Origin of the sequence: Enterococcus sp. M190262 (assembly GCF_005843965.1) — a bacterium.
Lineage (GTDB): Bacteria > Bacillota > Bacilli > Lactobacillales > Enterococcaceae > Enterococcus_D > Enterococcus_D gallinarum.
Genome location: NZ_CP040461.1, coordinates 3,009,663 through 3,035,684, shown reverse-complemented (window position 1 = coordinate 3,035,684; position 26,022 = coordinate 3,009,663). Strand labels below are relative to the sequence as shown.

20 protein-coding genes and 1 pseudogene are annotated in these 26,022 nt (G+C 39.6%); 17 read left to right on the top strand and 4 right to left on the bottom strand.

Annotated features, from left to right (window positions below; all coding sequences use genetic code 11):
• Nucleotides 1-53: 53 nt before the first annotated feature.
• Both FE005_RS14330 and FE005_RS14325 read right to left on the bottom strand, forming a co-directional pair.
• Nucleotides 54-920 (bottom strand): NAD-dependent epimerase/dehydratase family protein, encoded by an 867-nt coding sequence (locus FE005_RS14330; protein ID WP_138372052.1) that lies wholly within the window; start codon nucleotides 918-920, stop codon nucleotides 54-56.
• Between the two features lie 16 nt (nucleotides 921-936).
• Nucleotides 937-2,037: an aminopeptidase P family protein gene (locus tag FE005_RS14325; protein WP_081131682.1), complete on the bottom strand. Its 1,101-nt coding sequence runs from the start codon at nucleotides 2,035-2,037 to the stop codon at nucleotides 937-939.
• Nucleotides 2,038-2,232: 195 nt separating this feature from the next.
• Between FE005_RS14325 and ccpA the strand changes: the two genes are divergently transcribed.
• Nucleotides 2,233-3,231, top strand: coding sequence for a catabolite control protein A (ccpA, locus tag FE005_RS14320; RefSeq protein WP_060815299.1), 999 nt, complete (start codon nucleotides 2,233-2,235; stop codon nucleotides 3,229-3,231).
• 134 nt (nucleotides 3,232-3,365) lie between these two features.
• Here ccpA and FE005_RS14315 read toward each other — a convergent pair whose 3' ends face one another.
• Nucleotides 3,366-5,825, bottom strand: coding sequence for a transglycosylase domain-containing protein (locus tag FE005_RS14315; protein ID WP_138372051.1), 2,460 nt, complete (start codon nucleotides 5,823-5,825; stop codon nucleotides 3,366-3,368).
• Nucleotides 5,826-6,018: 193 nt separating this feature from the next.
• On the opposite strand from FE005_RS14315, the gene tyrS reads away from it, so the two are divergent.
• The 4 genes from tyrS to FE005_RS14295 all read left to right on the top strand — a co-directional run bounded on the left by tyrS (nucleotide 6,019) and on the right by FE005_RS14295 (nucleotide 9,751).
• Nucleotides 6,019-7,281 (top strand): tyrosine--tRNA ligase, encoded by a 1,263-nt coding sequence (gene tyrS / locus FE005_RS14310; protein WP_081131618.1) that lies wholly within the window; start codon nucleotides 6,019-6,021, stop codon nucleotides 7,279-7,281.
• Between the two features lie 89 nt (nucleotides 7,282-7,370).
• Nucleotides 7,371-8,282: an AEC family transporter gene (locus FE005_RS14305; RefSeq protein ID WP_003126243.1), complete on the top strand. Its 912-nt coding sequence runs from the start codon at nucleotides 7,371-7,373 to the stop codon at nucleotides 8,280-8,282.
• A gap of 101 nt (nucleotides 8,283-8,383) precedes the next feature.
• Nucleotides 8,384-9,274, top strand: a complete 891-nt coding sequence (locus FE005_RS14300; protein ID WP_138372050.1) for a deoxyribonuclease IV — start codon at nucleotides 8,384-8,386, stop codon at nucleotides 9,272-9,274.
• 90 nt (nucleotides 9,275-9,364) lie between these two features.
• Nucleotides 9,365-9,751: a cytidine deaminase gene (locus FE005_RS14295; RefSeq protein ID WP_029486697.1), complete on the top strand. Its 387-nt coding sequence runs from the start codon at nucleotides 9,365-9,367 to the stop codon at nucleotides 9,749-9,751.
• 93 nt (nucleotides 9,752-9,844) lie between these two features.
• Here the strand turns inward: FE005_RS14295 and FE005_RS14290 are convergent, their stop codons facing one another.
• Nucleotides 9,845-10,462, bottom strand: coding sequence for an FMN-dependent NADH-azoreductase (locus FE005_RS14290; RefSeq protein ID WP_103299697.1), 618 nt, complete (start codon nucleotides 10,460-10,462; stop codon nucleotides 9,845-9,847).
• A gap of 158 nt (nucleotides 10,463-10,620) precedes the next feature.
• Here FE005_RS14290 and FE005_RS14285 point away from each other — a divergent pair, with 158 nt between their 5' ends.
• The 12 genes and pseudogenes from FE005_RS14285 (at nucleotide 10,621) to FE005_RS14230 (ending at nucleotide 25,779) form a co-directional block, all read left to right on the top strand.
• Nucleotides 10,621-11,316, top strand: a complete 696-nt coding sequence (locus FE005_RS14285) for a response regulator transcription factor (RefSeq protein WP_003126248.1) — start codon at nucleotides 10,621-10,623, stop codon at nucleotides 11,314-11,316.
• The gene (locus FE005_RS14280; protein WP_003126249.1) at nucleotides 11,313-12,260 is read left to right on the top strand and encodes a HAMP domain-containing sensor histidine kinase; all 948 of its coding nucleotides are present in this window, start codon (nucleotides 11,313-11,315) and stop codon (nucleotides 12,258-12,260) included. The genes FE005_RS14285 and FE005_RS14280 overlap by 4 nt, the downstream gene beginning before the upstream one ends.
• 90 nt (nucleotides 12,261-12,350) lie before the next feature.
• A pseudogene (locus tag FE005_RS14275) lies at nucleotides 12,351-13,124 on the top strand (ABC transporter ATP-binding protein).
• On the top strand, nucleotides 13,096-15,180 hold the full coding sequence (locus FE005_RS14270) for an FtsX-like permease family protein (protein ID WP_003126251.1): 2,085 nt from the start codon (nucleotides 13,096-13,098) through the stop codon (nucleotides 15,178-15,180). The pseudogene FE005_RS14275 and the gene FE005_RS14270 overlap by 29 nt, the downstream one beginning before the upstream one ends.
• Before the next feature lie 187 nt (nucleotides 15,181-15,367).
• Nucleotides 15,368-16,828, top strand: a complete 1,461-nt coding sequence (locus FE005_RS14265) for an LPXTG cell wall anchor domain-containing protein (RefSeq protein ID WP_138372049.1) — start codon at nucleotides 15,368-15,370, stop codon at nucleotides 16,826-16,828.
• Nucleotides 16,829-17,138: 310 nt separating this feature from the next.
• Complete coding sequence (locus tag FE005_RS14260; RefSeq protein WP_081131612.1) at nucleotides 17,139-17,672, top strand: adhesin; 534 nt, start codon at nucleotides 17,139-17,141, stop codon at nucleotides 17,670-17,672.
• 412 nt (nucleotides 17,673-18,084) lie between these two features.
• Entirely contained in the window at nucleotides 18,085-19,608 is a 1,524-nt protein-coding gene (locus tag FE005_RS14255; protein WP_175413559.1) for a helix-turn-helix domain-containing protein, read from the top strand.
• A gap of 306 nt (nucleotides 19,609-19,914) precedes the next feature.
• Nucleotides 19,915-20,823, top strand: a complete 909-nt coding sequence (locus FE005_RS14250; RefSeq protein ID WP_113849585.1) for an ABC transporter ATP-binding protein — start codon at nucleotides 19,915-19,917, stop codon at nucleotides 20,821-20,823.
• A gap of 1 nt (nucleotide 20,824) precedes the next feature.
• Nucleotides 20,825-21,628 carry an ABC transporter permease gene (locus tag FE005_RS14245; protein ID WP_138372047.1) on the top strand — a complete coding sequence of 268 codons (804 nt, stop codon included), beginning with the start codon at nucleotides 20,825-20,827 and terminating at the stop codon, nucleotides 21,626-21,628.
• A gap of 107 nt (nucleotides 21,629-21,735) precedes the next feature.
• Entirely contained in the window at nucleotides 21,736-21,954 is a 219-nt protein-coding gene (locus FE005_RS14240) for a YneF family protein (RefSeq protein WP_138372046.1), read from the top strand.
• Between the two features lie 292 nt (nucleotides 21,955-22,246).
• Nucleotides 22,247-23,998 carry an ABC transporter ATP-binding protein gene (locus tag FE005_RS14235; RefSeq protein WP_081131609.1) on the top strand — a complete coding sequence of 584 codons (1,752 nt, stop codon included), beginning with the start codon at nucleotides 22,247-22,249 and terminating at the stop codon, nucleotides 23,996-23,998.
• Complete coding sequence (locus FE005_RS14230; protein WP_175413576.1) at nucleotides 23,995-25,779, top strand: ABC transporter ATP-binding protein; 1,785 nt, start codon at nucleotides 23,995-23,997, stop codon at nucleotides 25,777-25,779. The genes FE005_RS14235 and FE005_RS14230 overlap by 4 nt, the downstream gene beginning before the upstream one ends.
• The last annotated feature ends 243 nt before the right edge of the window (nucleotides 25,780-26,022 follow it).

Sequence of the window (26,022 nt, the reverse complement as noted above, 5' to 3'; positions counted from 1 at the left end):
AGACGCATTTATTTCTAGTTTGGATGTGTTTTTTTTAGCGAAGGCGCACATAGTTAAGCATTTTTGATCTCTTGATCACATAGTGAGTAGATCCAATCAGATAGTTGGGAGAATTGAAAGCCGTTTGCTTCAGCTAGTGCTACATTTATCGAATATTCTGGCGTGCCATTGTATTTTCTGGCTTCTCCGGTAGGTGATAAAAGTGGGTCAATGCCAGTTTCTTTTGAGACATAAGCTAAAATTTCTGCCAGTGAGAGGGTACCTTTAGCAGCAGCGTTGACGGGGCCTGTAAAGGAACTGGTTCCTAAAAATGCTAAAAATTTTCCTGCTTCTTTAGAATCGATAAAACTCATTTGATGGGAAAGATTGTCAATAAACATGGCTTTTTCTTGACAAACGGATTGAATATAGAAAGACAATCGTTTGGTATAGTCATCAATTCCCACCACATAAGGAAAGCGGACAAATGCCGAATTTTGTGAGTATTTTTGGCTTAAAATCTCCTCGACACTGCGTTTTCCTTCTGCATAGTTCACTTGTTCTGAGGTCACAAGACGATAAGCATGTGCTGTTGGATCAAAATCTTTCTCGACCAGATTGTCATGGAAAGTTGGATAAACAGACATAGAGCTTGTGACAATATAGCGTTCGGTAGTGACATGACGCATCAAAATATCAATATCATTGGAGGTATAGGCGATATTATCGTAAATCACATCATAAGTTTCTTTTGTCAAAACAGATCGGATACTGTCTTCATCTTCTCTGTCAAAAATCAATCGAGTTACCTTTGGACCAAATGAGTCTGGTGTTTTTCCACGAGTAGCAATCGTTACGTTCGCACCCTGTGTAAGCAGTTCATTGACGAGATGTTTGCCAAAAAAGCGTGTCCCACCTAAAACCAATACATTTTGCGTCATAATCCATCTCCTTTTTTTAATTCAATACTAGTAGCTCTTTTGCAGTTTTTGTAAACGGCACACAACCAGTTTCAGTAACATAGATACAATCTTCGATACGAACACCGACTTGTTCAGGAATGTAAATCCCAGGTTCGATGGAGAAACACATGCCTTCTTCAATCACCAAATCATTCCCGGTAATCAATGATGGAAATTCATGAACCGTTGTGCCGATCCCGTGACCCAATCGATGATTGAAGTATTCACCGTATCCATGACTTTCGATGACCCCACGAGCAATTTCATCCAGTTGACCCGCAGTAATGCCTGGTTTAACAGCTGCTTGGGCAGTCAGTTCCGCTTCAAGGACGATATCATAGATATTTCGTTGCAATTCAGTCGGCTCGTGATAGGCAATGGTACGCGTTGCGTCGCTGCAATAGCCATTCCAGATCACACCTAGGTCGAAGAGAACTAGTTCATTTGGTTTGATTTGTTGTTTACCTGGAACCCCATGAGGGCTTGCAGCATTGGCACCTGCTAAGACCGTCGTATCAAAGGACATGTGGGAAACGCCGCGTTTTTTGAGTTGATATTCAATCTCTGCAACGATCTCCATTTCAGAAATACCTTCTTTGACAGCAGAAAAACCAATCTCAAAAGCGACGTCTGCCCAATTACCTGCTTCAAGCAATGTGTCGATTTCCGCTGCTGTTTTGGTTAATTGCATTTTCTGGATCACAGGAGTGATATCAAGTGAAAAATCAGTTCCTGGAAGGAAACCATTCAATGCTTCGAAACGTTCAACAGTCAAATCATTCTTTTCTAGTGCTAATCGTTTGAGGTGATAACGAGATTCTAGCTCTGAACAGATTTTTTTCCAAGGATCTTCACTATCTAAATAACCAATCACATCGTAGGGCCAGCCACTATTTTTAGCTTCTTCAACTTCTAAAGCTGGTGTAAATAGGAAAGGGTCTTTATCAGGTGAAAGAAAGAGTGCTAATACGCGTTCATGAGGTTCACTCTTGAAACCTGAAAAATAGGCAATCGTTGAAGGATTTGAGATATAAGCGACCTCAGCTTGATTGCTGGCTAACCACGTTGTCATTTCTTGTATTTTTTCTTTATTCATGAAAAAACCTTCTTTCAAGTATTCTTTCTCCATTTTAGCACGCTTTACTGGAGAATGCTTGTCCGTAAATATGTAAAATTGACTAAGTTTTCATGAAAGCGGAATTAAAACGGTTGCATATTCGCAAAAAGTTTGCTATTCTATCAAAGAAATGTAAATAAGATTTTCTGAAAACAGAATAAAGGGAGATATATCATGGAAAAACAAACAATTACGATTTATGATGTTGCTCGTGAGGCAAATGTTTCGATGGCGACGGTTTCTCGTGTCGTGAACGGCAATCCAAATGTTAAGCCAGCGACACGTAAGAAGGTTCTGGAAGTCATTGACCGCTTAGATTATCGTCCAAATGCTGTTGCACGAGGATTGGCTAGCAAAAAAACAACTACAGTCGGTGTAATCATTCCCGATGTCAGCAATATGTTCTTTTCTTCATTGGCTCGTGGGATCGATGACGTAGCAACGATGTACAAATACAACATTATCTTGGCGAATTCCGATGGCGATAGTATGAAGGAAGTAAACGTACTGAACAATCTTTTGGCAAAACAAGTAGACGGTGTGATTTTCATGGGTCATCGGATCACTGATGAAATCCGTGGCGAATTTTCGCGTTCAAAAACACCAGTGGTACTTGCTGGCTCAATCGATCCCGATGAACAAGTGGGGAGCGTGAACATTGATTATACAGCAGCTACGAAAGATGCAGTAAGTTTACTAGCCAAAAACAATCAAAAGATCGCTTTTGTCAGCGGTGCATTGATTGATCCAATCAACGGTCAAAACCGGTTGAAAGGGTATAAAGAAGCGTTAAAAGAAAACAACTTAGACTATTCAGAAGGCTTGATTTTTGAAGCGCCTTATAGCTTTAAAGAAGGCTTGGCATTAGTTGAACGAATCATGAACAGTGGAGCGACAGCGGCATATGTAACAGACGATGAACTTGCTATCGGTGTTCTAGACGGTTTGATTGACCGAGGTGTCAAAGTACCTGAAGAATTTGAAATCATTACAAGCAACAATTCTTTATTGGCAGAAGCTGCCCGTCCACGTTTATCTAGCGTGACCCAGCCTTTATATGACATGGGTGCTGTTGCGATGCGTTTACTAACGAAAATGATGAACAAAGAAGAAGTAGAACAAAAAACAATTGTTTTACCATATGGTATCTCTGAAAAGAGTTCAACGAAATAAGTGAGAAAAAAGAAGAAACCGTTCTTAGGAGCGGTTTTTTTATTTACATATAGATATAAAAAAGAACAGGAGCAACGATGTGCTTCCCGTTCTTCAGGTAAAACAGATTTTGGCAAATGACTGTGATGACGTAATCAGTCATCCTCTTTCTGCTCGTTTTTCTTTTCTTCCGTTTTTTCTGCTTCTTTTTGATTATTGTTATTGTTCGTGGCGTTTTCTTCTTTATTGGTACTTCTAGAGCCATTGTTCGTGGCTGTATTGGTAGAAGTAGATGTTGTTGTTCGGCTAGGGGCGATTTTCTTCCAATAATCTGCATAATTGGCATTCGATCCGCCAATCCCAAATTCAAAGGATGCTTCTTTGGGACCGCCTTTTGTCCAATACGAAGTGACTGTGTCGCTTGGATTGGTTCTTCTTGTGTTATCTACTGTGACCGTGCCGCCTGGAAGTGTTCCTGTAGCCTTAGACACTTTGATCTTTTTGACATCATCGGATAACTCGAATTTTTTATCCACTCCAAAGACCTTCTGGTCGGATTGATAAATGCGATTGATCAAATAAGCCATGTATTGAGCGGTACGTGTTCCGGCACTACTATCGGTGGCTTTGTTGTCATCACGACCGGACCAGCTGCTGATGGTAATGGAAGGAGTTGAGACCACGAGCCAAGAATCGGACCAATTGTTTGTCGAACCTGTTTTACCGACCCAATCGGCATTTCCAAGGTTCCAATCCAGACCACTAACAACGGATTTAAAGTTAGACGTCTTTTTTTCGTCAATTACACTGCGCATCATGTCATTCATGATTGATGCTGTTGCTTCAGAGAAGACTTGAACTGGTTTTTGTTCATGCTGATACAAGACTTCGCCTTCATTGTTCTTGATCGATTCGATCACATAACCTTCCTGGTAAACGCCTTTGTTTGCTAACGTTTGGAATCCATTGGTCTGAGTTAAAACAGTTACGTTGGTGACTCCTAAAGGAGCAGACTCATAAGCCCAACTATTGTCTTCAGGATAGTTCATCTTGCTCAAATAATTCTTATAAGAGAAGAATGGGTCACCTTCTTGCTCCCAAATGTCTTGAAAAATGTTTGTCGCAGCGATATTACTAGAGACTTCTAATGATTCTCGAATCGACATAAAGGTATTGGTTCCCTTATTTGTCGCGTTAACGATTGGTTCATCCGCATTTTCACCAGTGCGCCATTTAGCTGCGTAATCAGAGACCATTGATTCAGAACCCATCAAGCCTTCATCGATGGCAGGGCCGTAAACGAGCATTGGCTTAATACTTGATCCAGCTTGTCTTTGGGCATCGAACGCATGATTGAATTGATTTTGCTGATAATCGCGACCACCAATGAACCCAAGCACACGGCCTGTTGCATTATCCATCATGACATTCCCAACTTCAATGGGCGCATCGCCCCAGTTATCCAGCATATAGCCATATTTGGACACAGCGTCTTGCATGGCATTATAGATGTTTTTATCAATGGTAGAGGTAACTGTGTAACCACCATTGACTAATTTTTGTTGTGCTAATTCTAAATATTTCTGATAGGTTTCTTCTTTACTGTATTCTTCTGCGCTAACTTTATCTTCGTCCGCCAATTGTTTAGCGATAATATCTTTGGCTTCATTGAGAACCGTATAATAGAGGAAACTCTGATCGGTCTGCTCAATGGCTTCTTGTTTTTTGAAGTCTTGTTTCAAATCATAAACCATTGCTTCGTCGTATTCTTTTTTTGAGATGTCATGATTACGATACATACTAAAGAGGACGAAGTCTTTTCGATCTAAACCGGCACTGAGATTTTCTTTGATTTCACCAGTATTCGTGTACGGACTATAGACGATCGGGCTTTGTGGCAATCCAGCAATAAAAGCAGCTTGGGGCAGTGTAAGATCGGCAGCATTGACGCCAAATATTCCTTGGGCCGCTTCTTGCACGCCGGCAATATTTTGCCCTTTATTATTTCTACCAAATGGTGAAATATTTAAGTACATTGTGACAATCTCATCTTTAGAGAAAAACTTTTCGACTTCCATCGCCAAGAGAATCTCATTGGCTTTGCGTTTAAAAGTAGTTTCGCTTGAGAGAATTTGCTGTTTGACTAATTGCTGAGTTAATGTCGATCCACCGCCACCACCAAAGCCAGTTGCTTCAGAGAGGAGGGCACGGACGACCGCTTTAGGAACGACGCCATTATGCTGATTGAAATATTCGTCTTCTGTTGCAATGATCGCTTTTTTGAGATAATCAGAAATTTTATCTGAAGAAACCGATGTACGCATCAGATCTGATCGAATCGTGGCGATTTTACTACCATCCGCATAAGCTAGCTGTGAAGTCTCTGTGATGTCGGTTAATTCTTGTTGCAGTTCTTCTTTTGACGGGGCAGCGGTATCTTCTACTAAAAATGCAAAATAGCCAACACCGATACCTAGTGCGAGTGAACCGCCCAGAATCAAAAAGGAAATTGCGACTAAAAAGAGCGAATGGAGCACGCGCAAGCTGATATTGAAATAAAACCAGCTCTTTTTCGTACTTGGAGATTTTGGTTGTTTTTTCTTATTTTGGGGCAAAAATGGTCACCTCAATGATATTAGAATAGATTCCGTTGTATTATAGCAAAAATCAACGCACTTGGATAGTTTTGCTCGTTATCACAATCAAATTATAACAAATACGGGATTGATCCAAAATGGGATTAAGGCTTTTCTTTAGGCGGATTTTCAGTTAATATGAACAGTGAGTAATGATTTAGGAGGAAAAAAAATGAGTTCAGACTTTTTTGAAGAATTAAAAGGTCGTGGTCTGGTTCATCAGACTACTGACGAAAGTGCATTGATCAAACAATTAAACGAAGAGTCTGTGAAACTATATATTGGGTTTGATCCAACCGCTGATAGTTTGCACATTGGCCATCTTTTACCGATCTTGATGCTGCGCCGTTTCCAACAACGAGGGCATGTTCCTATTGCATTAGTAGGCGGAGGAACAGGGATGATTGGGGATCCATCTTTCAAGGACCAAGAACGGCAATTAAATACATTAGATACCGTCAAGGAATGGTCTCAAAGTATCAAAAATCAATTGTCTCGTTTTATTGACTTTGAGGATCAAACGAATCCAGCAATTTTAGCCAATAATTATGACTGGTTAGGCGAATTAAAATTGATCGATTTCCTACGTGATGTAGGGAAGAACTTTACCATCAACTACATGATGAGCAAAGAAAGCGTAAAACGCCGCATTGAAACGGGAATTTCTTATACCGAATTTGCTTACCAATTGCTGCAAGCCTATGACTTCCTAAATCTTTATGATGAACATGGCTGTCTATTGCAACTTGGAGGCAGTGACCAGTGGGGAAATATCACGTCAGGAATTGAACTGCTACGTCGCGAACGAGAAGTCCAAGGGTTTGGTTTGACGATGCCTTTGATTACTAAGGCAGATGGTACCAAGTTTGGTAAAACTGAGGGGAATGCAGTTTGGCTAGATGCCGACAAAACAACACCTTACGAATTTTATCAGTTTTGGATCAATACGGATGACCGTGACGCTGTGAAATTCTTGAAATACTTCACTTTCTTATCACTTGAAGAAATTGCAGCAATTGAAAAAGAATTCTTAGCTGCACCAGAAACACGAGTTGCCCAAAAAGCGTTGGCCAAAGAAGTGACCACATTAGTTCATGGTGCAAAAGCATATGAGCAAGCTGTTCATATTTCTGAAAGCTTGTTCAATGGGGATATCAAAGGACTGTCTGCTGACGAAATTGCACAAGGATTCAAAGGGGTCCCAACCTATCAAGTCTCGAATGATGATGAGTTAAACATTGTAGAATTGTTGACTACTTCGAAAATCGAAGCATCGAAACGACAAGCCCGGGAAGATATCCAAAACGGGGCAATCTATGTGAATGGCGAACGCCAACAAGACTTAAATTACGTGATCAACGAAGAAGACCGTATCGGCGGCAAATATGTTGTTATTCGCCGTGGGAAGAAAAAATATTTCTTGTTGACATTTTAGCTAGTTGCTAGAGAGTGAAATGAGTAAAAAGCGAACCGCTGAGTGGGTTCGCTTTTTTTCAAATCAATAGAGGAGGAAACAGATCGTTTATGGGACAATTATTTTTGAATGCCGCTGGTCTCTTTGCAATGATCTTTTTGGGGTATTTTCTTAAACAGCTAAAGGTCCTATCAAAAGCGGATGGATCTATTCTGTCTCGGATGATCCTCAATGTCACTCTGCCAGCAGCAATCATTCTTAATCTTGCCGATATGCAGATCCAAATGGACGCACTGGCATTAATTTTAATTGCGGTAATCATCACATTCGTGCAGATTATGACTGCCTTTTTCCTAACCAAAAAAGAGAATGATGTGTTGCGTCAGTTTTCGATGTATTGTGGCTCCGGATTCAATATCGGAAATTTCGCGATTCCTTTTGCACAAAGTTTTTATCCATTAGGAATCCCCTTGATTTCATTGTTTGATATGGGTAACAGTATTATGTTGGCAGGAGGCACCACCATTTTGATTGAGTATCTAATCGGGAAACGGACAGTTTTTGAGCCAGGAAAAATCATTCTTAATTTATTACGATCGCCAACCTTTACTTGCTATTTATTTATGTTGCTGATTCGCAGCTTTGGGCTCTCATTACCGCAAGGGGTGATCCAGCTAGTCCAACCTATCGGTAATGCCAATACCTTTCTATCGATGTTCATGATTGGTTTGTTTTTAGATTTTCGTTTACCGAAACATGCTGCTGCAACGGTAGGAAAGATTTTGAGTTTGCGTTATGGAATCGGTTTGCTATTATTCCTCTGCTTTTTCTTTTTACCTCTTCCCGCTTTTTTGAAGCCCGTGTTGTGTTTACTGGTATTTGCTCCAATTCCTTTATTCGGTGTGATCAATTCTGTATTGGCAGGTATGGAGGAAGAGGCAGTCGGCTTTGTGTCTTCTATCAGTTTCTTGATTAGTTTGCCTCTCATGACACTCGTACTGATTTTATTTGGATTGGCTTAATATAGTGGATAAAGTCAAAGAAAACGGCAAGCAAAAAACTAGCATGAATGAATGTTTTTTCGCATAATAGACAAGACTTATTTTTAGGAGGAAGACAATCAATGTTAATTGGATCACATGTTTCCATGAGTGGGAAAAAAATGTTGCTGGGAGCGGCAGAGGAAGCAGCAAGCTACCAAGCAACTACCTTTATGATTTATACGGGGGCTCCGCAAAATACCCGTCGTAAGAAAATTGAAGAGATGAATATTGCTGCTGGACAAGATTTAATGACGAAAGCAGGCATTTCGAATATTGTTGTCCACGCACCTTATATCATTAATTTGGGAAATACCATCAAACCAGAAAATTTTGGCTTTGCGGTGTCGTTTTTACAAGCGGAGATTCAACGAGCACAGGCATTGGGCGCAACGCAAATCACATTGCATCCAGGAGCTCACGTTGGTGCAGGGCCAGAAGCAGGTATCAAGCAAATCATCAAAGGATTGAACGAAGTCTTGGAAAAAGGGCAAACGGCTCAGATTGCTTTAGAAACGATGGCTGGTAAAGGAACGGAAATCGGACGCAGTTTTGAAGAAATTGCTGCAATTATTGATGGTGTTACGCTGAATGAGAAGCTTTCGGTGACGTTTGATACTTGCCACACCAATGATGCTGGATATAACGTCAAAGAAGATTTTGATGGTGTCTTAAATGAGTTTGATAAGGTCATTGGACTGGATCGTTTAAAAGTAATCCATGTCAATGATTCCAAAAATCCCCAAGGCAGCCATAAAGATCGGCATGCGAATATTGGTTTTGGAACGATTGGTTTTGAAGCATTGAATAAAATCGTCCATCATGAACAATTGAAACAACTCCCTAAAATTTTAGAAACTCCTTATGTTGGAGAAGACAAAAAGAATAAAAAAGCTCCTTATGGTTTTGAAATCGCCATGCTGCAGCAACAAACGTTTGATCCAGATTTGTTGACTAAGATCATGGAGCAATGAACCACATTATCCTATGGCGCAAAAACAGTCTAACCTAGTCTGGAACTGTTTCGATTATTGAAGAAAGAATGGGTTTAGCAGGAGGAAAAGATGGAGTTTGATGAATTGATTACTTTCGCCCAAGCGAAGATTGCACCAAGAAAACTGTCTCCCTGGGCAGAATCCGGCGGTGTTGCAGCAGCCATCCTTACCAGAGAAGGGAACGTTTTTACTGGAGTGTGCATTGACACTAGTTGTTCTATGGGTTTTTGTGCAGAGCATGCCGCTGCAGCAGCTATGATCACTGCGGGAGAACATCACATTGCAAAAGTTGTGGCTGTGGACTGGCAGGGGCATCCGATCTCACCTTGTGGTCGTTGCCGCGAGTTTCTCAGTCAGCTGTCTGAAGACAATCTTTCTGCGCAAGTCTTGACGAAGGCGGGCAGTCTGCCGCTTGCTCAGCTTTTACCACTTGATTGGAAAGACGGTCTTGTTTAACAGTAATAAAAAAATCTCAGGAATAAAGCTGTCCCATAACTGCTAGTTCGCATTGTTGGTTCGCTTATCATTCCTGAGATTTTTAATTTTTTATTAGAATTTTTTTGCTGCTTCTGCCACTTTTTCTAGGCCGGCTGCAATGATTTCTTCTGTTTTTGAAGGGTCTGCATTGTGACCTTCAATGATTACTTCATCGCTGATCGTCATGCCAAACATACCACCAAATACTTTTTCCATAAATGTAACAGCACTTTCCATACCGCTCATTTCACCTGAGTAAACACCGCCACGAGCATTTAACAAAACAACTTCTTTGTCTTTCAATAATTGGTTCATAGATCCATCTTCATTGTAGGAGAAAGTGAAACCGGCTTGGAAAATATAATCGATAAATGTGTGCAATGCCGCAGGAATCGTCAAGTTCCACATAGGAAATGCAAAGACAATCGTATCTGCTGCTGCAAATTTATTCATGACATCTTGACGGACGGTCATCAATTCTTGTTCTTCTTGGTTTAATTCTTGTTCTTGTGCTAATTTTCCGAATGCTTCGAACAATGTTTGTCCGATATAAGGCATTGGTTGTGCGTAAACATCAAAAGTAACTACATCTACTGCTGTTCGATCTAGATTTTCTACAAAAGTATCGAACATTTTTGCAGATACTCCGTCAGGACGGTTATTTGCTTTTACAACTAAAACATTTTTCATCAATTTTCCACCTTTTAGATATATTTAACATGTCACGAGAAATAGTATACTATAAAATCATTTTGCTTACAATAAATAAGTAGACAATCTTTTTCTGATTTTTTTAAGGAAGTGATCCGTTGCTTTTGGTAAACTAGAAGTACTTCAGGAGGTGCACTGTGAAAATATTTCTAATTGAAGATGACAAGTCATTAGTCAAAATGATTGAAAGTCAGCTGTCTCGCTATGCCTTCGAGACCTTTATTCCGCAGGATTTCGAAAAGATCTTGGAAGAATTTCATAGAATAGAGCCAGATTTGGTTTTGTTAGATGTTAATTTACCTTTTTTTGATGGTTTTTATTGGTGTCAAAAAATCCGCGAGCAATCCTTGGTACCCATTTTGTTTATTTCGGCTCGTGACGGTAATATGGATCAAGTGATGGCACTTGAGTATGGAGCAGATGATTTTCTGATCAAACCGTTTTCTTATGAATTACTCTTAGCAAAAATAAAAAGTCATATTCGGCGAGTATATGGAGACTATGCACAGAGCAATCGTGCTCGCCAACTAAAAGCTGGGGAATTGATTTATTATCCTGAGGCTTTAAAGATGAATTATCTAGAAAAGGAAGAAGTGTTAACTGTTCGTGAAGGAGAATTGCTTACTTTATTAATGATGGCTTATCCAGAAATGGTCTCCAGAGAACAGATCTTGAATAAATTATGGGACGATGAACGTTTTGTAGATGATAACACATTGTCAGTAAATGTTGGTCGTCTGCGAAAAAAAATGGTAAGTCTCGGTCTTGATGAACCAATCCAAACGATTCGTGGAAAGGGTTATGCTCTTTTTATTGCAGGGAGACCAGAATGAAAGAATACTTGAAAGTTCAATTACCAGCAATTGCTTTATTTGGGATGTCGATTGCTTTGATCCTTTTGCTCGTTTGGTTAGATGGGTATCGTAATGGTTTTGTGATCGGCTATGGCTTACTATTAGTGGGCTTGTTAGCGATAGGAGTTTTCACGATTGATTATCTCGCCAATCGCAGTTTCTACCACTATCTAAAAACAGGATTATCTGGAAGAAGCGCTGGTTACTTAGCTAGAAGAGTCAAAAAGCTTTTAGATGACGACCATCATCATGTACAAGAGCAACTAGCAGCGATTGATGCTCATCATCAAACCCATATCAAATTTATGAATATCTGGGTCCATCAAATGAAAACACCAGTCTCAGTCCTAGAACTGATGGCAGAGAGTAGTCAAATTGACCCTTACGATCTTTTAGCAGAGACGGATCGTTTGAAAAGCGGATTAGCCACAGCCTTGAATTTTGTTCGTCTGGAAGATTTTGAAGAAGACTTTTTGATTGAATCAACCTCCTTATTAGCATTGATCAAGCAAAGCATCGGTGAACAGAAGCGCAATTTCATCCGGCATGAAATTTATCCGAAAATTAAGGATGAGACTGATTTTTGGATAACAACAGACAAAAAATGGTTGCAGATTCTACTTTTTCAATTGATCAGTAATGCCATCAAATACTCGAATCCGAAAGCAACAGTCACTTTTGCATTAGATGATGCGAACAGAAGTCTGACGATTACAGATACAGGTTGTGGCATTTCAGCGGCAGATTTGCCACGGGTGTTCCGACCTTTTTATACCGGTGACAATGGACGGCAGCGGGGAGAAGCTACCGGTATGGGACTCTATTTAGTCTCTCTCATTAGTCAAAAACTCTCGATTACGGTTACGATTGCTTCTGAAGTCGGTCAAGGGACTGTCCTGCAATTAAAATTTCCCGAGAGCTAACGAAACTTACAAAATTGTAAGTTATCTTTCAAACAATCGATAAGTTTGTTTCAGAAAACCTGTTACACTGACAGCAAAGGAGTGAGTGCTATGGCTTTACTAGAGTTGAAAAATATCACTAAAACGTATACTGGTGAAGTATCTGTGGAAGTGTTGAAACAAATTGATCTCAAAGTGCCTGCCGGAGAATTTATTAGCATTATGGGTCCTTCTGGCAGTGGTAAAACCACCATGCTGAATTTAGTTGCGACTCTGGATCAACCAACATCCGGCTCGGTCATCATCAATGGCGCCCAACCGCTGACATTGCCAAAACAACAGCTTGCTGAGTTTAGACGCCGACAGTTAGGTTTCGTGTTTCAAAATTATAACTTATTGTCTCCGCTAAATGTGGCAGAGAATGTTATGCTGCCCTTAACATTGGATCGAGTACCGGTTGATGAGATGAAACGGCGCTGTGAAGCGCTTTTGACAGAGTTAGGAATCAATGACAAAAGAAAAAAACGGATCTATCAGTTGTCCGGTGGAGAACAGCAGCGTGTTGCGATTGCTCGAGCGCTGATACATTAGCCAGAACTGTTGCTTGCGGATGAGCCGACAGGTAATCTAGATTCTAAAGCAGCCCGTGATGTCATGGAAATTTTGAGCCGAATGAACAAACAGCGACAAGTGACAACGATGATGGTTACCCATGATCCCTATTCCGCAAGTTTCTCTGATCGTGTTGTTTTCATCAAAGACGGCAAACTTTACAATGAGGCCTATCGCGGAAGTGATCAGCAACAATTTTACCAAAAAATTCTTGATGTTCTTGCACATCTAGGAGGTCGCCGTCATGAATTTCAGACAGTTGATCATTCGTAATTTAAGAGGTAACTTCCGCACCTATGCTGCTTATTTCGTAAGCAGTACATTTGCTGCCATGGTTTTTTATATATTTAGTCTGCTTTTGTTCCATCCGCAACTAAAAGAAAACTTGTCAGCGAGCGATACCATTTCCAGTCTAGCTAAGATGGGATTAGCGGTTGCTTTAGTAGTAATTGCATTTTTATCTTTGATGTTTCTTTGGTACACCTTTGTTGTTTTCTTAAAACGTCGCAAACGCGATCTCGCGATCTATCTCATTTTAGGGATTGAAGAGAAGGATTTGCGAAGGATTCTATTTATTGAAAATGCGCTATTAGGATCGCTGGCCACCTTTCTAGGGGTTGGCTTAGGAATTTTGGGAACAAAGCTATTATTGCTTGTTGCTCAGAATGTGATGCATCTCAATCGCGGATTGTCTTTTATGGTTCCATTGACTAGTTTGGGATTAACAATCGGCGTGTATCTTTTGATGTTCCTGCTGATCTCATTTTTTAGTACGCGTGCTTTACAAGGGGAAAAGATCATATCATTGATCAAAGAAAACGAGAAGCCCAGGCCGGAGCCTGTGAGTCGTCGGATCTATGCATTCCTTGGGGTGCTTTTGCTCTTTGTCGGCTACGGATGTGTGTTTTATTTTTCTTTCAAAGCTGACGGTTTTTTGATTCTTTTATTAGGCGTTTTGTTGACGGTAGCAGGCACGATCTTGTCCTTCTATCAGTTTAGTGTTTACTTATTGAAACAACTTAAAAGAAGTCCTTCTTTTTTACAAGGAACACGCTTGTTAACGATTAGTGAATGGATTTTTCGTATGCGGGACAATGCGGCAATGTACAGTCTGATCGCCATTAGTACATCAGTGGCTTTTGTAGGAATAGCAGTAATGATGGCGATTGGCAACACTTCGTTTTCTTCGATTCAAGGAATTAGTGTAGCGTATGTTTTTTCGGAATACGAAAAAGATGAAATAGGTAAAACGAAGGCTTTTGAAGTGAAAGAAAAATTGGAAGCGCAAGGCTATCATCCGGTTATGGAACAAGTGGATCTCATTGAGACCTACACAAATCTTGAAAATCCAGCGATTGCTACTGATCCATATTACATGAACAATGCATTTTCATTGATGCGAGAAAGTGATTATCGCAAATTGATGAGCCAAATCGGAGAAAAAGCTGAACCTGTTATGGATGATCAAGTGCTTGAACTTAGCAGCAATTATTCAAGACGTAAAGAACTGTTGTCGGTTGACCAAAGCCAACGACAACATGTGTATCCGCTGGAAATTGGCGGAGATAGCGATTTTCAGCAAGATATGACGATCGTTCATAGTCCCTCAATGCTTTCGTTGAACTATTTTGGCCTTGGTGTTGTAACTGATCAAACTTTTGAGAAGTGGCAAAAAGAAATTGGTGATTCTGAAGATTCGGGAGGATTTGTTTGGTTAGATTACCCCGAGTGGGCAGACGATCCTACGTTAATTGATGGTATCAATCAGCAAATCGATCAAGAAAATAAAGAAACAGATGAAAAAGTATCCGCTATCTACGATGAATTAGGAGCAGACAAAGTCAACGAGATGTCCGATGAAGAGTGGTCAAAAGCACTTGAAGGCATTCCGTCTCATATTGGTTATCAATCAAAATACAAAGTTTTCCAGGAAACACGTCAAGGCAATGGTCTCATTTTAATGATCACTGTTTTACTGGGCTCCGTTTTCTTTATTTTCTCTGCATCAATCATCTATTTCCGCCTGTTTGCGGATCTTGACAAGGACGGCGCTTACCATCGCTCCTTGCATGTGCTTGGTGTTTCACCAAAAGAACGGCATAAAATTCTGCGTCATCAGCTACAAGTTATGTATTTTTTGCCAACTATCGTGGCAATGATTCATTTTGCTGTTGCGATGACCGCACTGCGTTTATTAGTTGAATTGCCCGTTTGGCAGTTCTATGGTGAAATCGTAGGTATTTACTTATTGTTCCAAGTTATTTTTTATATTTGTTGTCAACTACGTTATAATCAACAAATTGATCGCTATGCAGATCCAACAGAATAATCAGTCAGTCTTTTTCCAAAACCTATCGCTTTGTTTGAGTGATAGGTTTTTTTCTGTGCAAAGCAGATGATTAATTTGAAAGTGAAGCCCTGCCTTGTGATATAACTCGCACAGTTCGTATGATTTGCTTCTGAATTTTCCATAAATTATACTGACGGTGACCTATTAACTATCAGGGAGGGATCACATGCTTTCAAAGATTGCAAAAGTACTTGTTGCTCTGTTGCTAACTATCCCCATTTTTACCGGTATGGAAATTGTATATGGAGAGACGGATGTGGGGGCAAACTTAATCACTGATGTATCCGTTGTCAATAGTCAGAATCAAGAAGTGACGACTTTAGATGAAGACGAATCTTTCAGAATTGATCTCAAATGGAGTCTCGAAGGATTAGGTGACTTAAAGGCCGGGGACAAAGCGACGATTATCCTCCCAGTAGAGATTGAAGGTGTCAATAATAGCTATGAACTGTATGATGAGAACGGTCATTTAGTAGTAAATGTCACCCAAGTTGGGAATCAGCTTACTTTTGTATTTACTGAGTTTGTTGAGCAGAACAACAATGTGCATGGAGACTTTTACTTTTGGACAAAATTTAGTGAAGACATTACTGTCGATCAGATCAATCAACTCGATTTTGAAACAGTTAATGGAATTAAGACAATTCCTTTATTTATTCGAGGGGTTGAGGATACTGGAACAGGTGCATTACTTACGAAACAAGGGCTGTATCTAGGCACACAAGAACCCAAACGAACGATTGATTGGCGTATTTATATCAATTCTTATGATACGAATAAGGTTTCAATTAAAAATGGGAGATTCATTGATACTCTTGGACCCCATCAAGCATTGATCAGCACCATGGCACGAGTGGTGTATGGTCCAAGCGTAACTAATCCCACTTATGTTGACCAAGTCCCAATTATGCTTAATTCAGACGGCACTTTTGAAATTCCTTTGCGGGATACGAGTGAGAGAATCTATATCACCTATAAAACAGAAACTGATGGGTCTTTGGAGCAATATACAAACAAGGGAACCATTCAAGCATTGATCAATGATTCAGCAGCAGTCCACACAACTACTGGCTACACGCCGAAATATGGAGGCGGGGGCAGTGGTACCGGAGAAACGAGCACTTCAAGCGAAAGCACGACCGCAAGCAGTGAGAGTACAACAAGTAGCACAAGTAGTGAAAGTACGACCGCAAGCAGTGAAAGCAGTGAGAGTACAACAAGTAGCACAAGTAGTGAAAGTACGACCGCAAGCAGTGAAAGCAGTGAGAGTACAACAAGTAGCACAAGTAGTGAAAGTACGACCACAAGCAGTGAAAGCAGTGAGAGTACAACAAGTAGCACAAGTAGTGAAAGCACGACCGCAAGCAGTGAAAGCAGTGAAAGTACAACAAGTAGCACAAGTAACGAAAGTACGACCAATAGTATAAGTAGCGAGAGTGCGACTTCCAACAGTAATGGTAATAGCGTGGACAATTCTTCATTATCCGTTCCTAAAGTAAGTCAGAGTGGGGCACCGCCAAAGAATGGAGGGAATCCTCAATTACCGCAAACCGGAATGACCAATGATAAATGGATGATTCTCGGGGGCATGCTTTTGATTTCTTACGTTATCTATAAACGAAAATAAAAAGAAAAAATGAATTGGAGATTGGATGAACGTGTGAATGTATCGCTTCAAATCTAATATCCTTACAGATTTAAAAGGCTGAACATAAGAAGAGACAAAATATTGATCTAGTTAGTGGTAGTTTGCTGCTGGATTTTTCGAAGAATTCACTGCGACTTTTTGTCTTTCTTGTGTCAGTCTTTTTTGGTTGTTTTCTGAAAAATGCCAATTTCCACCTGATTCTGTCTTTTTTTTGGCGCGTGGTTACCTAAAAAAACTACTATAATCTCATTATCAAGTTAACCTGAAATAGATTTAGGAAGTGAGGCAAATGAATAAAATCCCCTTGTTGATTGCTTTTTTTATTATTTTATTTATTGTTTTCTTTAAAATAGATAGTTTGGCAAATGAACGAGCTCCCAGTAAACTATCTTTGACTTTACGAACGAACCGTATCATTTATGATGAGCAGTCAAAGTGGATCACGATACCTATTCGTCCGAATAAAACACGATCAGCCAAATCGGTTCGAGCAGTGTTAACTTATGGTTGGGATGGTAAGGGTACTGAGAATAAGGTCATTGGTGAAACGACTTTAACGAATGTAGAATGGGTTTCCGGTATTGAGAATTTTTTAAGAATTCGTGGAGATTTACCAATGTCTGAGATCAAGTGTAAAAACAAAGTGGATTTAGTGATTGTTTACGATGGTGACGTTACAACTATAGAGAATTTAAAGCCAAGTAAATGGATTATTGTTGATCTACCGTCTTCTTCTGAGAGTTCCAGCATTGACACTAGTATACTTAAGGAGACGAGCAATCCCAATAGTCTTTCCTCATACGATAATAATGATGAAAATTAATTGTGGCAGGACAAACACTCAGAACAGAAAAAGACATTTAAGAAGTTCATTTAATATTGTAAATAAAAAAGCGGTCGCTGCTGATAATGAAGTAAATAAAGAATAGACAGATTGGCATGTAAACTCTCTTGAGAGATTGTCGCAAAAAGGCAGCACAAGCAAAATGATTGGAAATTTCTTCCCCAGAAATGAACAGTTACAATTTATTCGGCTCAACAAATCGCAAGATTTGTTGAGCTGATATTTTTTAATAAAAGACTTTGACGGGTAGTTTGACAATCGTCCCTTTGAAGTGGTATGATCGCAAAACATTCACTAACTTACAATATTGTAAGATCTTTTTACTTGTCCAGATGAAATCAAACTTAAATGAAGGCAAAGTTTGAATAACTATTTAAGCGAGGGTCAATCAGTGTTTCATGTATTATTTGACACAACAGAAAAACAAATCAACCAGTTTCTCACCTATTGTTATGAAAGGAATCAAACAACTTATTCAACCAAAGAGCTGATGGCTGTGTTTAACTATAAAACTAGCAAGCTATTGTCTGTTATTCAACAGGTAGAACTATTTCAGGAGCAATATTCTGAGTATACGGTTAATTATCAATCAGAATCAAAAACTATCAAGATAGAATTTTCACCTAGATTTCTGCTAAGCAAAGTTTATGCAATCTTGGTGGAAAGAACTGTCGGATTTACCTTTCTTGATTTGTTGTTTAAGGGAAAGTACCACTCATTAGAGCAATTAAGCCAAGAGACATATAGCAGTTTACGGACGATTCAAAGAAAATTGACTGAATTGAATCAAGTGTTAGCAAATTATCATTTATCATACAGTTTAAGAAAAGGAAATCCACTTGAAGGAAAAGAGTACTACATACGTTATTTTTATCATGTCATGTATTGGCAGTTGTTTGATGAAACGGATTCAGATCTTTTAGCAACGATAAGGGACAAGCAAACTATTGCTACTCAAATTGAGCGTCACGCTCCTTACATGCGAAAAATTGATTGCAATAAATTTTTATCTCTGCTGGCTATTTCATTGCAGCGAATCAAACAGCAACATTTTATCGTAGAAATTCCTGATGAAATAACGACTTTCGAGCATCCATTGATGACTAAAAGAAAGTTCACCGAATGCATACTGGCACCTTTTTTTCAGGCAAATGTTTACGCTGTGAGTGATCTCACGGACGAAGAAATCAGTTTTCTTTATTTTATGTTTGCAGTAATGAATACATATTTGGAAGAGGATCTGACTGAAATCCATCAGGATTGGTTTGATAATGAGCAGTATTCGACTGAGGAGATCATTATTGACAAACTGTCTGCATACTTTGATTTGGCACTCACTTCGAAAGAAAAAAATTATTTATTGGTCAACTTACTCATGATTCATTCCTACTCATCAGTTTTTGGAACAGAACATAAAATAGATGGGTTTGGAAAACAAACGCGGGAAAGTGAGCTTGAAGCTTATTTTCCAGTCATGTACCCAACGATGAGACGATTTTTGATCGCAATAAAAAGAGAAATCCCTCCACTTGTTGGTTTTGCAAAGAAGAATGATCGTCTTATCTTTCAATACTGCATGCTCGTTCGAACAGTCTTTATTAAATATGAGCGTCCAGTAACTTTTTCTATTCAATCGAAATTTGGCAAGACACAAGAATTATGGATCAAAAATCGATTGTTGAACACCTCCCATCGAGCAATCCAGCATGTTCCTTCAGTTGATGAACCAGATATTCTAATCAGTGATTACCCGATCTATCGCCAGCTAGGGGCAAACAAACAAATGGAGATTTTTTATTGGAATGGTCAGCCCACCAGCAGTGACTGGGAACGTTTGAAAGAAAAGATTCATAAAATTCGGAGCGAAAAGCATAAACAGGTTTTTGACAGCCTAAGTTTCCATCAGTTTTCCTAGCAGCAGGTGAATTAATCACATTTCGGAGAAAACACCTCTTTATAAATTTATATGTTCAGTCCAATTCCCTCATTTGTTAAATGATAATTTGATTTCTACTACGTTTATTTTTATTAAATCATGTCATTAATTTAAAATCCCAATTTGATGAAGCTGGCTCGTATTCTTTGAATTTCATTCGGAAGTAAGAAGACCAAATTGAAAAGATCATTCTTTTTCCTGTTGACTTTTTAATACTCTAGTGGGATGGTAGTAATAACTATTATCATGAAAGTAAAAAAATAGCGAATAGGAAGTAGGGATGAAATGACAGAAATACTAACACTGAAAAATGTATCGAAACTGATTGGAACCAAGCAAATCATTGATAATGCTTCTTTCTCAGTGGAAAAAGGGCAAGTGGTCGGGTTATTAGGACCGAATGGTGCGGGTAAGACGACGATTATTCGAATGATCGTTGGCTTAATGAAGCACAATAAAGGCTCAATTACGATCATGGGGAATTCCCTAGAAACGTCTTTTAAAGCAGCCATTGCCTCGGTAGGAGCGATTGTAGAAAATCCTGAGTTCTACAATTATCTGACTGGTTACGAGAATTTGATGCAGTACCAGCGCATGGCGAAGACAAAAATGACGGCAGTTGAGATGGATGACTTGATTCGCCAAGTTCATTTAGAAGAATATATCAATCAAAAAGTCAAAACGTATTCACTAGGGATGCGCCAACGATTGGGTGTGGCGCAGGCATTAATCCATCGTCCTACTCTCTTAGTATTAGATGAGCCAATGAACGGACTTGACCCAAAGGGTATGAGAGAGTTTCGGGAAATGATTCTCATGTTAAGAGAACAGGGTGTTTCTGTTTTAGTATCGAGTCACCAATTAAGTGATATCGAACAGATTGCAGATCATCTGATCGTTGTCCAAAAAGGGAAAGTGACCCATCAAGTCGCGATGGATACCTTGAAGGCAGAAAAAAGCCTACTGATCATCAAAACAGATGACGATCAGGAAGCATTAAATGTCTTGAAGACTAAATTCCAAATCGATGGGCTTGCTTTGACTGATGGATTACAGATTTCACTTGAAACGGATAATCGTTCTGAGATCGCTGCTGCCCTCGTTAATGCAGGGATTGGTTTAAAGGAAATGAAATTGCAGCAATCTTCGTTGGAAGAAACATTTTTGGCTTGGACGGAAGAGGGAGGGCTCTAGAATGAGGACACTAATAAAAAATGAATGGATCAAAGTCACGAAAAAAAAGTCCACATGGATCATGTTGGGACTTTTGGTGATTTTAACATTCGGACTCACCTATGTGATCCGCTTAGGCTCGCCTGATACTAAAGCCAACGATCTATTTATTTTTCTAAGCGACATGACGTCATTTTTGAATTTATTTGTTGTTATTGTGGCAGCTTCAGCGGTAGCAGAAGAATTTAGTCGAGGGACCATCAAGTTTTTGTTGATTCGGCCATTTTCAAGAAGTCAGATATTAGCCGCAAAAGCCATCAACACACTCTTATTTGCTTTGCTTGGCACACTGGTTTTATTTCTAAGCAGTTTTCTTGCTAGCAATTTGTTTTTGGTAGCTGAATCTCCCTTCACATCAACGGATTATAATCAATTGCCTGCTATAGTTGTGGCTCTTGTCTATGCAGCAACGAATTTCCTGTTGATTGTATTTTATATGACCATGACTCTGTTCATCTCTGCCGTCATTCGCTCTCAAAGTATGGCAGTGGGATTAGGAGTAGCTGTGTTGTTCGGGAGCAGCATCATCAACTCCATCATGCTTTTTGCGATAGAAAAATATCCTTGGTTGAAGTGGAATCCATTTAATTTTATGAATATCAAAGATACGGTTCCCACATTATTGCATCAAACGGATATACAAAATGCAATAATTGATCCGGGTTTGAATTATTGGGAAATGACGATTGGACTTTTGTTATACAGCTTATTGATCTACTTTTTGACAAACTGGTTGTTCAACAAACGAGATGTGGCATTAAGCTGATATATAGAGGGAAAGTTTTTGGAGAAATCCTGCTTTCTCTCTTTCTTTTTGTATTTTTTTCTAGTAAAATGATTCATTGAGAGTACAAGAGAAAGGAGAGATTTCAAATGATTAGTTTAGGAATTGTAATCGTGATCGCTGTTATCGCGGTATTATTAGGCGCTGTCGGCGGCTTCTTTTTGGCGCGTAAATATATGCAAGATTATCTGAAGAAAAATCCTCCCGTTAATGAGGATATGTTGCGTTCGATGATGATGTCAATGGGCCAAAAGCCTTCTGAGAAGAAGATTCGGCAAATGATGCAACAAATGAAAAACCAAAAATAGGTTTTTTAGCGCAAAAAGCGGGCTGATCCCATCAGCTCGCTTTTTGTTGCGAGTCACTGCGATTGACCGCGTCAGCGAGACATGCAAGTTCATCTTAGTGATTTTCCCTTAGAAGAACTGTAAGCGAAGCGTAGATTTGCAAATGAATGTGCCTATCGTTGAGCAGGTAACAAAACGTGTTTCGCGAGGAATTGAAATGTAACTACATCGGAAGGTCAGTCATTGCCAAAATAGTCCGAAAATTTCGATGATTCAAATCGTAGCCAACAGGAGTGAATAATAGGAGGGTGTTATGTCGATTTTTAGAAAGTTAGGTTGGTTTTTTAGACAAGAAAGGAAACATTATTATATAGGAGTAGCCGCATTGGTTTTGGTGGCTCTCGTTCAATTAGCGCCACCCAAAGTGATCGGAATCATTATTGATGAGATCGCAGAAAAAGAGATTTCGATAGAAACGATTTTATTTTGGATAGGTATTTTGCTTGCCGCTGCATTAGCACAATATATTTTTCGTTTTGTCTGGCGGATAAATATTTGGGGGAGTGCTGCACGCTTGGAAAAAAGCTTACGTCGTCAATTATTCGATCACTTCACCAAAATGGATCATCTTTTCTATCAAAAACATCGAACTGGAGATTTGATGGCCCATGCCACCAATGATTTGAACGCCATTCAAAACGTTGCTGGGGCGGGTATTTTAACCTTTGCGGATTCGTTTATCTCTGGAGGAGCAACGATCATCGCCATGATCCTTTTTATCGATTGGCGTCTGACCTTGATTGCGTTGATTCCTTTGCCATTTCTTGCGGTCATGGCTAGAGTGTTAGGCAGCAAACTACATGATGCTTTTCGTGATTCGCAAGAAGCTTTTTCAGCGATTAATGACAAAGCACAAGAAAGTATTACTGGGATAAAAGTCATCAAAACGTTTGGACAAGAGACAGAAGATATTCAAGATTTTCAAGCCAAAATTGATGATGCCATCATCAAGAACCGTAAAGTCAATTTTTTAGATGCACTTTTTGATCCTTTCATTACATTGATTATCGGTGTCTCATATGTCTTAACGATTATTGTGGGTGGTCGTTTTGTCATGTCAGGAGAGATATCGATTGGCCAATTGGTTTCATTTATTAGTTATATTGGTATGCTGGTTTGGCCTATGTTCGCCATTGGCCGTCTGTTCAATGTTTTAGAACGAGGGAATGCCAGCTATGATCGGGTATCTGAATTGCTGGGGGAAAGAACCCATATTGTTGAAAAAAAACACGCGATCCAAGAGCCGGCTCAAGGTAAAATTGAAGTGGCGTTAGACGCTTTTCGCTATCATGATGCCGAAGAAATCACGCTGCAACAGATAGCATTTACCTTACATGAAGGACAGACATTAGGAATCGTTGGCAAAACCGGTGCAGGTAAAACCTCCATTTTGAAGTTGCTGATGCGGGAATATGATCATTATGAGGGTGACATTCTTTTTGGCGGGCACAGCATCAAAGAATATACTTTGAATGCGTTATTGGGCTCTATCGGGTATGTTCCCCAAGATCACTTTCTTTTTTCCATGTCGATTCGAGACAATATCCGTTTTGCGGTACCCCAAGCACCACAAGAAGCGGTTGAAGCGGCTGCTGATTTGGCGTCAATCAATGATGACATCAAAGCATTGCCAGAAGGATACGAAACAATGGTCGGTGAACGAGGGGTCTCATTATCTGGCGGGCAGAAACAGCGGTTGTCCATCGCACGGGCATTGATTGTTGACCCAGAATTACTGATCTTAGATGATGCCTTGTCAGCTGTCGATGCCAAAACAGAAGAAGATATTTTGCACAAATTGCGAGACTATCGAAAAGACAAAACAACGATTATTTCTGCGCATCGGCTAAGTAGTGTGAAGCATGCCGAAGAGATCTTAGTTATCGATGAAGGAAGAATCATCGAGCGAGGGACCCACGAAGCCCTGTTAGCCAAAAATGGCTGGTACAAAAAAATGTGGGACAAGCAACAACTGGAAGCCAAAATTGAAGGGAGTGAAGTATAATGGAACGTCAAGAATCTGAATGGTCAAAATCAATTCCATTTAAAGAGCAAAAATTGATCATCAAGCGGATGTTACAATTTGCAAAACCCTTCAAGAAGACATTTTTTGCAGCCATTTTCTTTGCTTTTCTCTTATCAATTGTCAACATTCTCCTGCCTAGAATTCTGCAGACATTCATGGATAACTATCTAACGCAACAGTCAGCAACCAATCAAATCATCTATTTCTTTGCGGGTCTCTATTTCTTTGGGGTAGTCATCAAAGCAGTCATCTGGTTTTTTCAATGGTTTCTATACTCGATGGCTTCCTTGCAGACGTATCAATATGTGCGGACCAAGTTATTCGAGAAGCTGCATAGTTTAGGTATGCGGTATTTTGATCAGACTCCGGCAGGTTCGATTGTGTCGCGGGTCAGCAATGATACCGAAACATTGTATGAATTATGGTATGTGTTTTTGATGGTTTTGACTGGTATTTTTGCAGTCCTATCTTCTTTTGCCGCCATGTTTCAGATCAACGTAAAAATTGCTTTATTGAATCTGATTTTCTTACCTATTTTGATGATCGTCATCTGGTATTATCAAAAATTCAGCTCCCGAATCTATCGTCAAATGCGAGAAAAATTAAGTCAATTGAATACGAAATTGAACGAGTCGATCTCGGGAATGCAGATTATCCAGCAGTTCCGACAAGAAGCACGTCTGAACCGAGAATTTGAGGAAACGAATGATGAATACCTCAAGACAAGGTATGCAATGATTCGTACTAATTCGTTGCTATTATCGCCGATCATCAATTTTCTCTATGCGATTGCAGTTGCGATGTCATTAACATTGTTTGGGTTTGATGCTTTGCATTCTCCGATTGAAGTGGGGTTGATTTATGCTTTTACCACCTATGTCCAAGGCTTCTTCAATCCTATGACACAGATGATGGATTTTCTCAGCGTCTTTACTGATGGCATGGTGGCTGGTAGCCGTATTCTTAAAATCATGGATAATGAAGAATTTACCCCACAACAACATCCAGATGCGAATCAAGTCATTGAACAAGGAAAGATTGAATTTCGTAATGTCAGTTTTTCTTATGATGGAGAAAATCATGTATTGAAGAATATTTCCTTTACTGCTTATCCAGGAGAAACCGTCGCTTTGGTGGGACACACTGGTAGCGGCAAAAGCTCGATCATTAATGTTTTAATGCGCTTTTACGAATTTGGTGAGGGACAAATTTTGATTGACGATCATGATATTCGCGATTTTACGATCGAAGAATTGCGAAAAAAAGTCGGATTGGTTTTACAAGATGCTTTCATGTTCTATGGAGATATTTCTGACAATATTCGTTTACTGAACCCAGAAATCAGCGAAGAACAAATCCGAGCAGCAGCGAAATTTGTGCAAGCAGATAAATTTATCGAAAAACTGGAGGGCACTTATCATGCCAAAGTGATTGAACGTGGCGCTAGCTACTCCAGCGGGCAACGACAGTTGATCTCATTTGCTAGAACGATGGTGACTGATCCTAAAATCCTCGTTTTAGATGAAGCTACTGCCAATATCGACACCGAAACAGAAGGATTGATCCAGGAAGGGTTGGCGAATATGCGACAAGGGAGAACTACGATTGCCATCGCCCACCGATTATCCACGATTCGGGATGCTGAATTGATTTTAGTTTTAGATAAAGGACGTATCGTCGAACGAGGAAACCATGATTCATTGTTAAAACAGCAAGGCCTTTATGCAGATATGTATAAATTACAGTCCAGTGACGTGTGATCAGTCGGAAATATTTTTTGCTGTTTCCTTCCAGTGGACACTAACTAATTACTAGAATTCCATGTATCCATTACTCCATCACTTTGTTGGTGTTGGCTTGGGAGCGGGTATGTGGGGTTCTTGTTTTTCATCGATTCATTTTATAAAAGGAATCGGGAGGAAGTAAAATAACGAATCCTTTTTACGGTCAATGTATTGACAGCGTTTTCTCCGTTTGCTATCATAAGGATAAGTTAATCATTC

Excerpts from the sequence above, each read along its gene's own strand:
- FE005_RS14265 (WP_138372049.1), top strand. The coding sequence starts at position 15,368 with ATGCTTTCAAAGATTGCAAAAGTACTTGTTGCTCTGTTGCTAACTATC.
- FE005_RS14305 (WP_003126243.1), top strand. The coding sequence starts at position 7,371 with ATGGGACAATTATTTTTGAATGCCGCTGGTCTCTTTGCAATGATCTTT.
- FE005_RS14240 (WP_138372046.1), top strand. The coding sequence starts at position 21,736 with ATGATTAGTTTAGGAATTGTAATCGTGATCGCTGTTATCGCGGTATTA.
- ccpA (WP_060815299.1), top strand. The coding sequence starts at position 2,233 with ATGGAAAAACAAACAATTACGATTTATGATGTTGCTCGTGAGGCAAAT.
- tyrS (WP_081131618.1), top strand. The coding sequence starts at position 6,019 with ATGAGTTCAGACTTTTTTGAAGAATTAAAAGGTCGTGGTCTGGTTCAT.
- FE005_RS14235 (WP_081131609.1), top strand. The coding sequence starts at position 22,247 with ATGTCGATTTTTAGAAAGTTAGGTTGGTTTTTTAGACAAGAAAGGAAA.
- FE005_RS14300 (WP_138372050.1), top strand. The coding sequence starts at position 8,384 with ATGTTAATTGGATCACATGTTTCCATGAGTGGGAAAAAAATGTTGCTG.
- FE005_RS14290 (WP_103299697.1), bottom strand. The coding sequence starts at position 10,462 with ATGAAAAATGTTTTAGTTGTAAAAGCAAATAACCGTCCTGACGGAGTA.
- FE005_RS14325 (WP_081131682.1), bottom strand. The coding sequence starts at position 2,037 with ATGAATAAAGAAAAAATACAAGAAATGACAACGTGGTTAGCCAGCAAT.
- FE005_RS14250 (WP_113849585.1), top strand. The coding sequence starts at position 19,915 with ATGACAGAAATACTAACACTGAAAAATGTATCGAAACTGATTGGAACC.
- FE005_RS14295 (WP_029486697.1), top strand. The coding sequence starts at position 9,365 with ATGGAGTTTGATGAATTGATTACTTTCGCCCAAGCGAAGATTGCACCA.
- FE005_RS14260 (WP_081131612.1), top strand. The coding sequence starts at position 17,139 with ATGAATAAAATCCCCTTGTTGATTGCTTTTTTTATTATTTTATTTATT.
- FE005_RS14270 (WP_003126251.1), top strand. The coding sequence starts at position 13,096 with ATGAATTTCAGACAGTTGATCATTCGTAATTTAAGAGGTAACTTCCGC.
- FE005_RS14280 (WP_003126249.1), top strand. The coding sequence starts at position 11,313 with ATGAAAGAATACTTGAAAGTTCAATTACCAGCAATTGCTTTATTTGGG.
- FE005_RS14330 (WP_138372052.1), bottom strand. The coding sequence starts at position 920 with ATGACGCAAAATGTATTGGTTTTAGGTGGGACACGCTTTTTTGGCAAA.
- FE005_RS14245 (WP_138372047.1), top strand. The coding sequence starts at position 20,825 with ATGAGGACACTAATAAAAAATGAATGGATCAAAGTCACGAAAAAAAAG.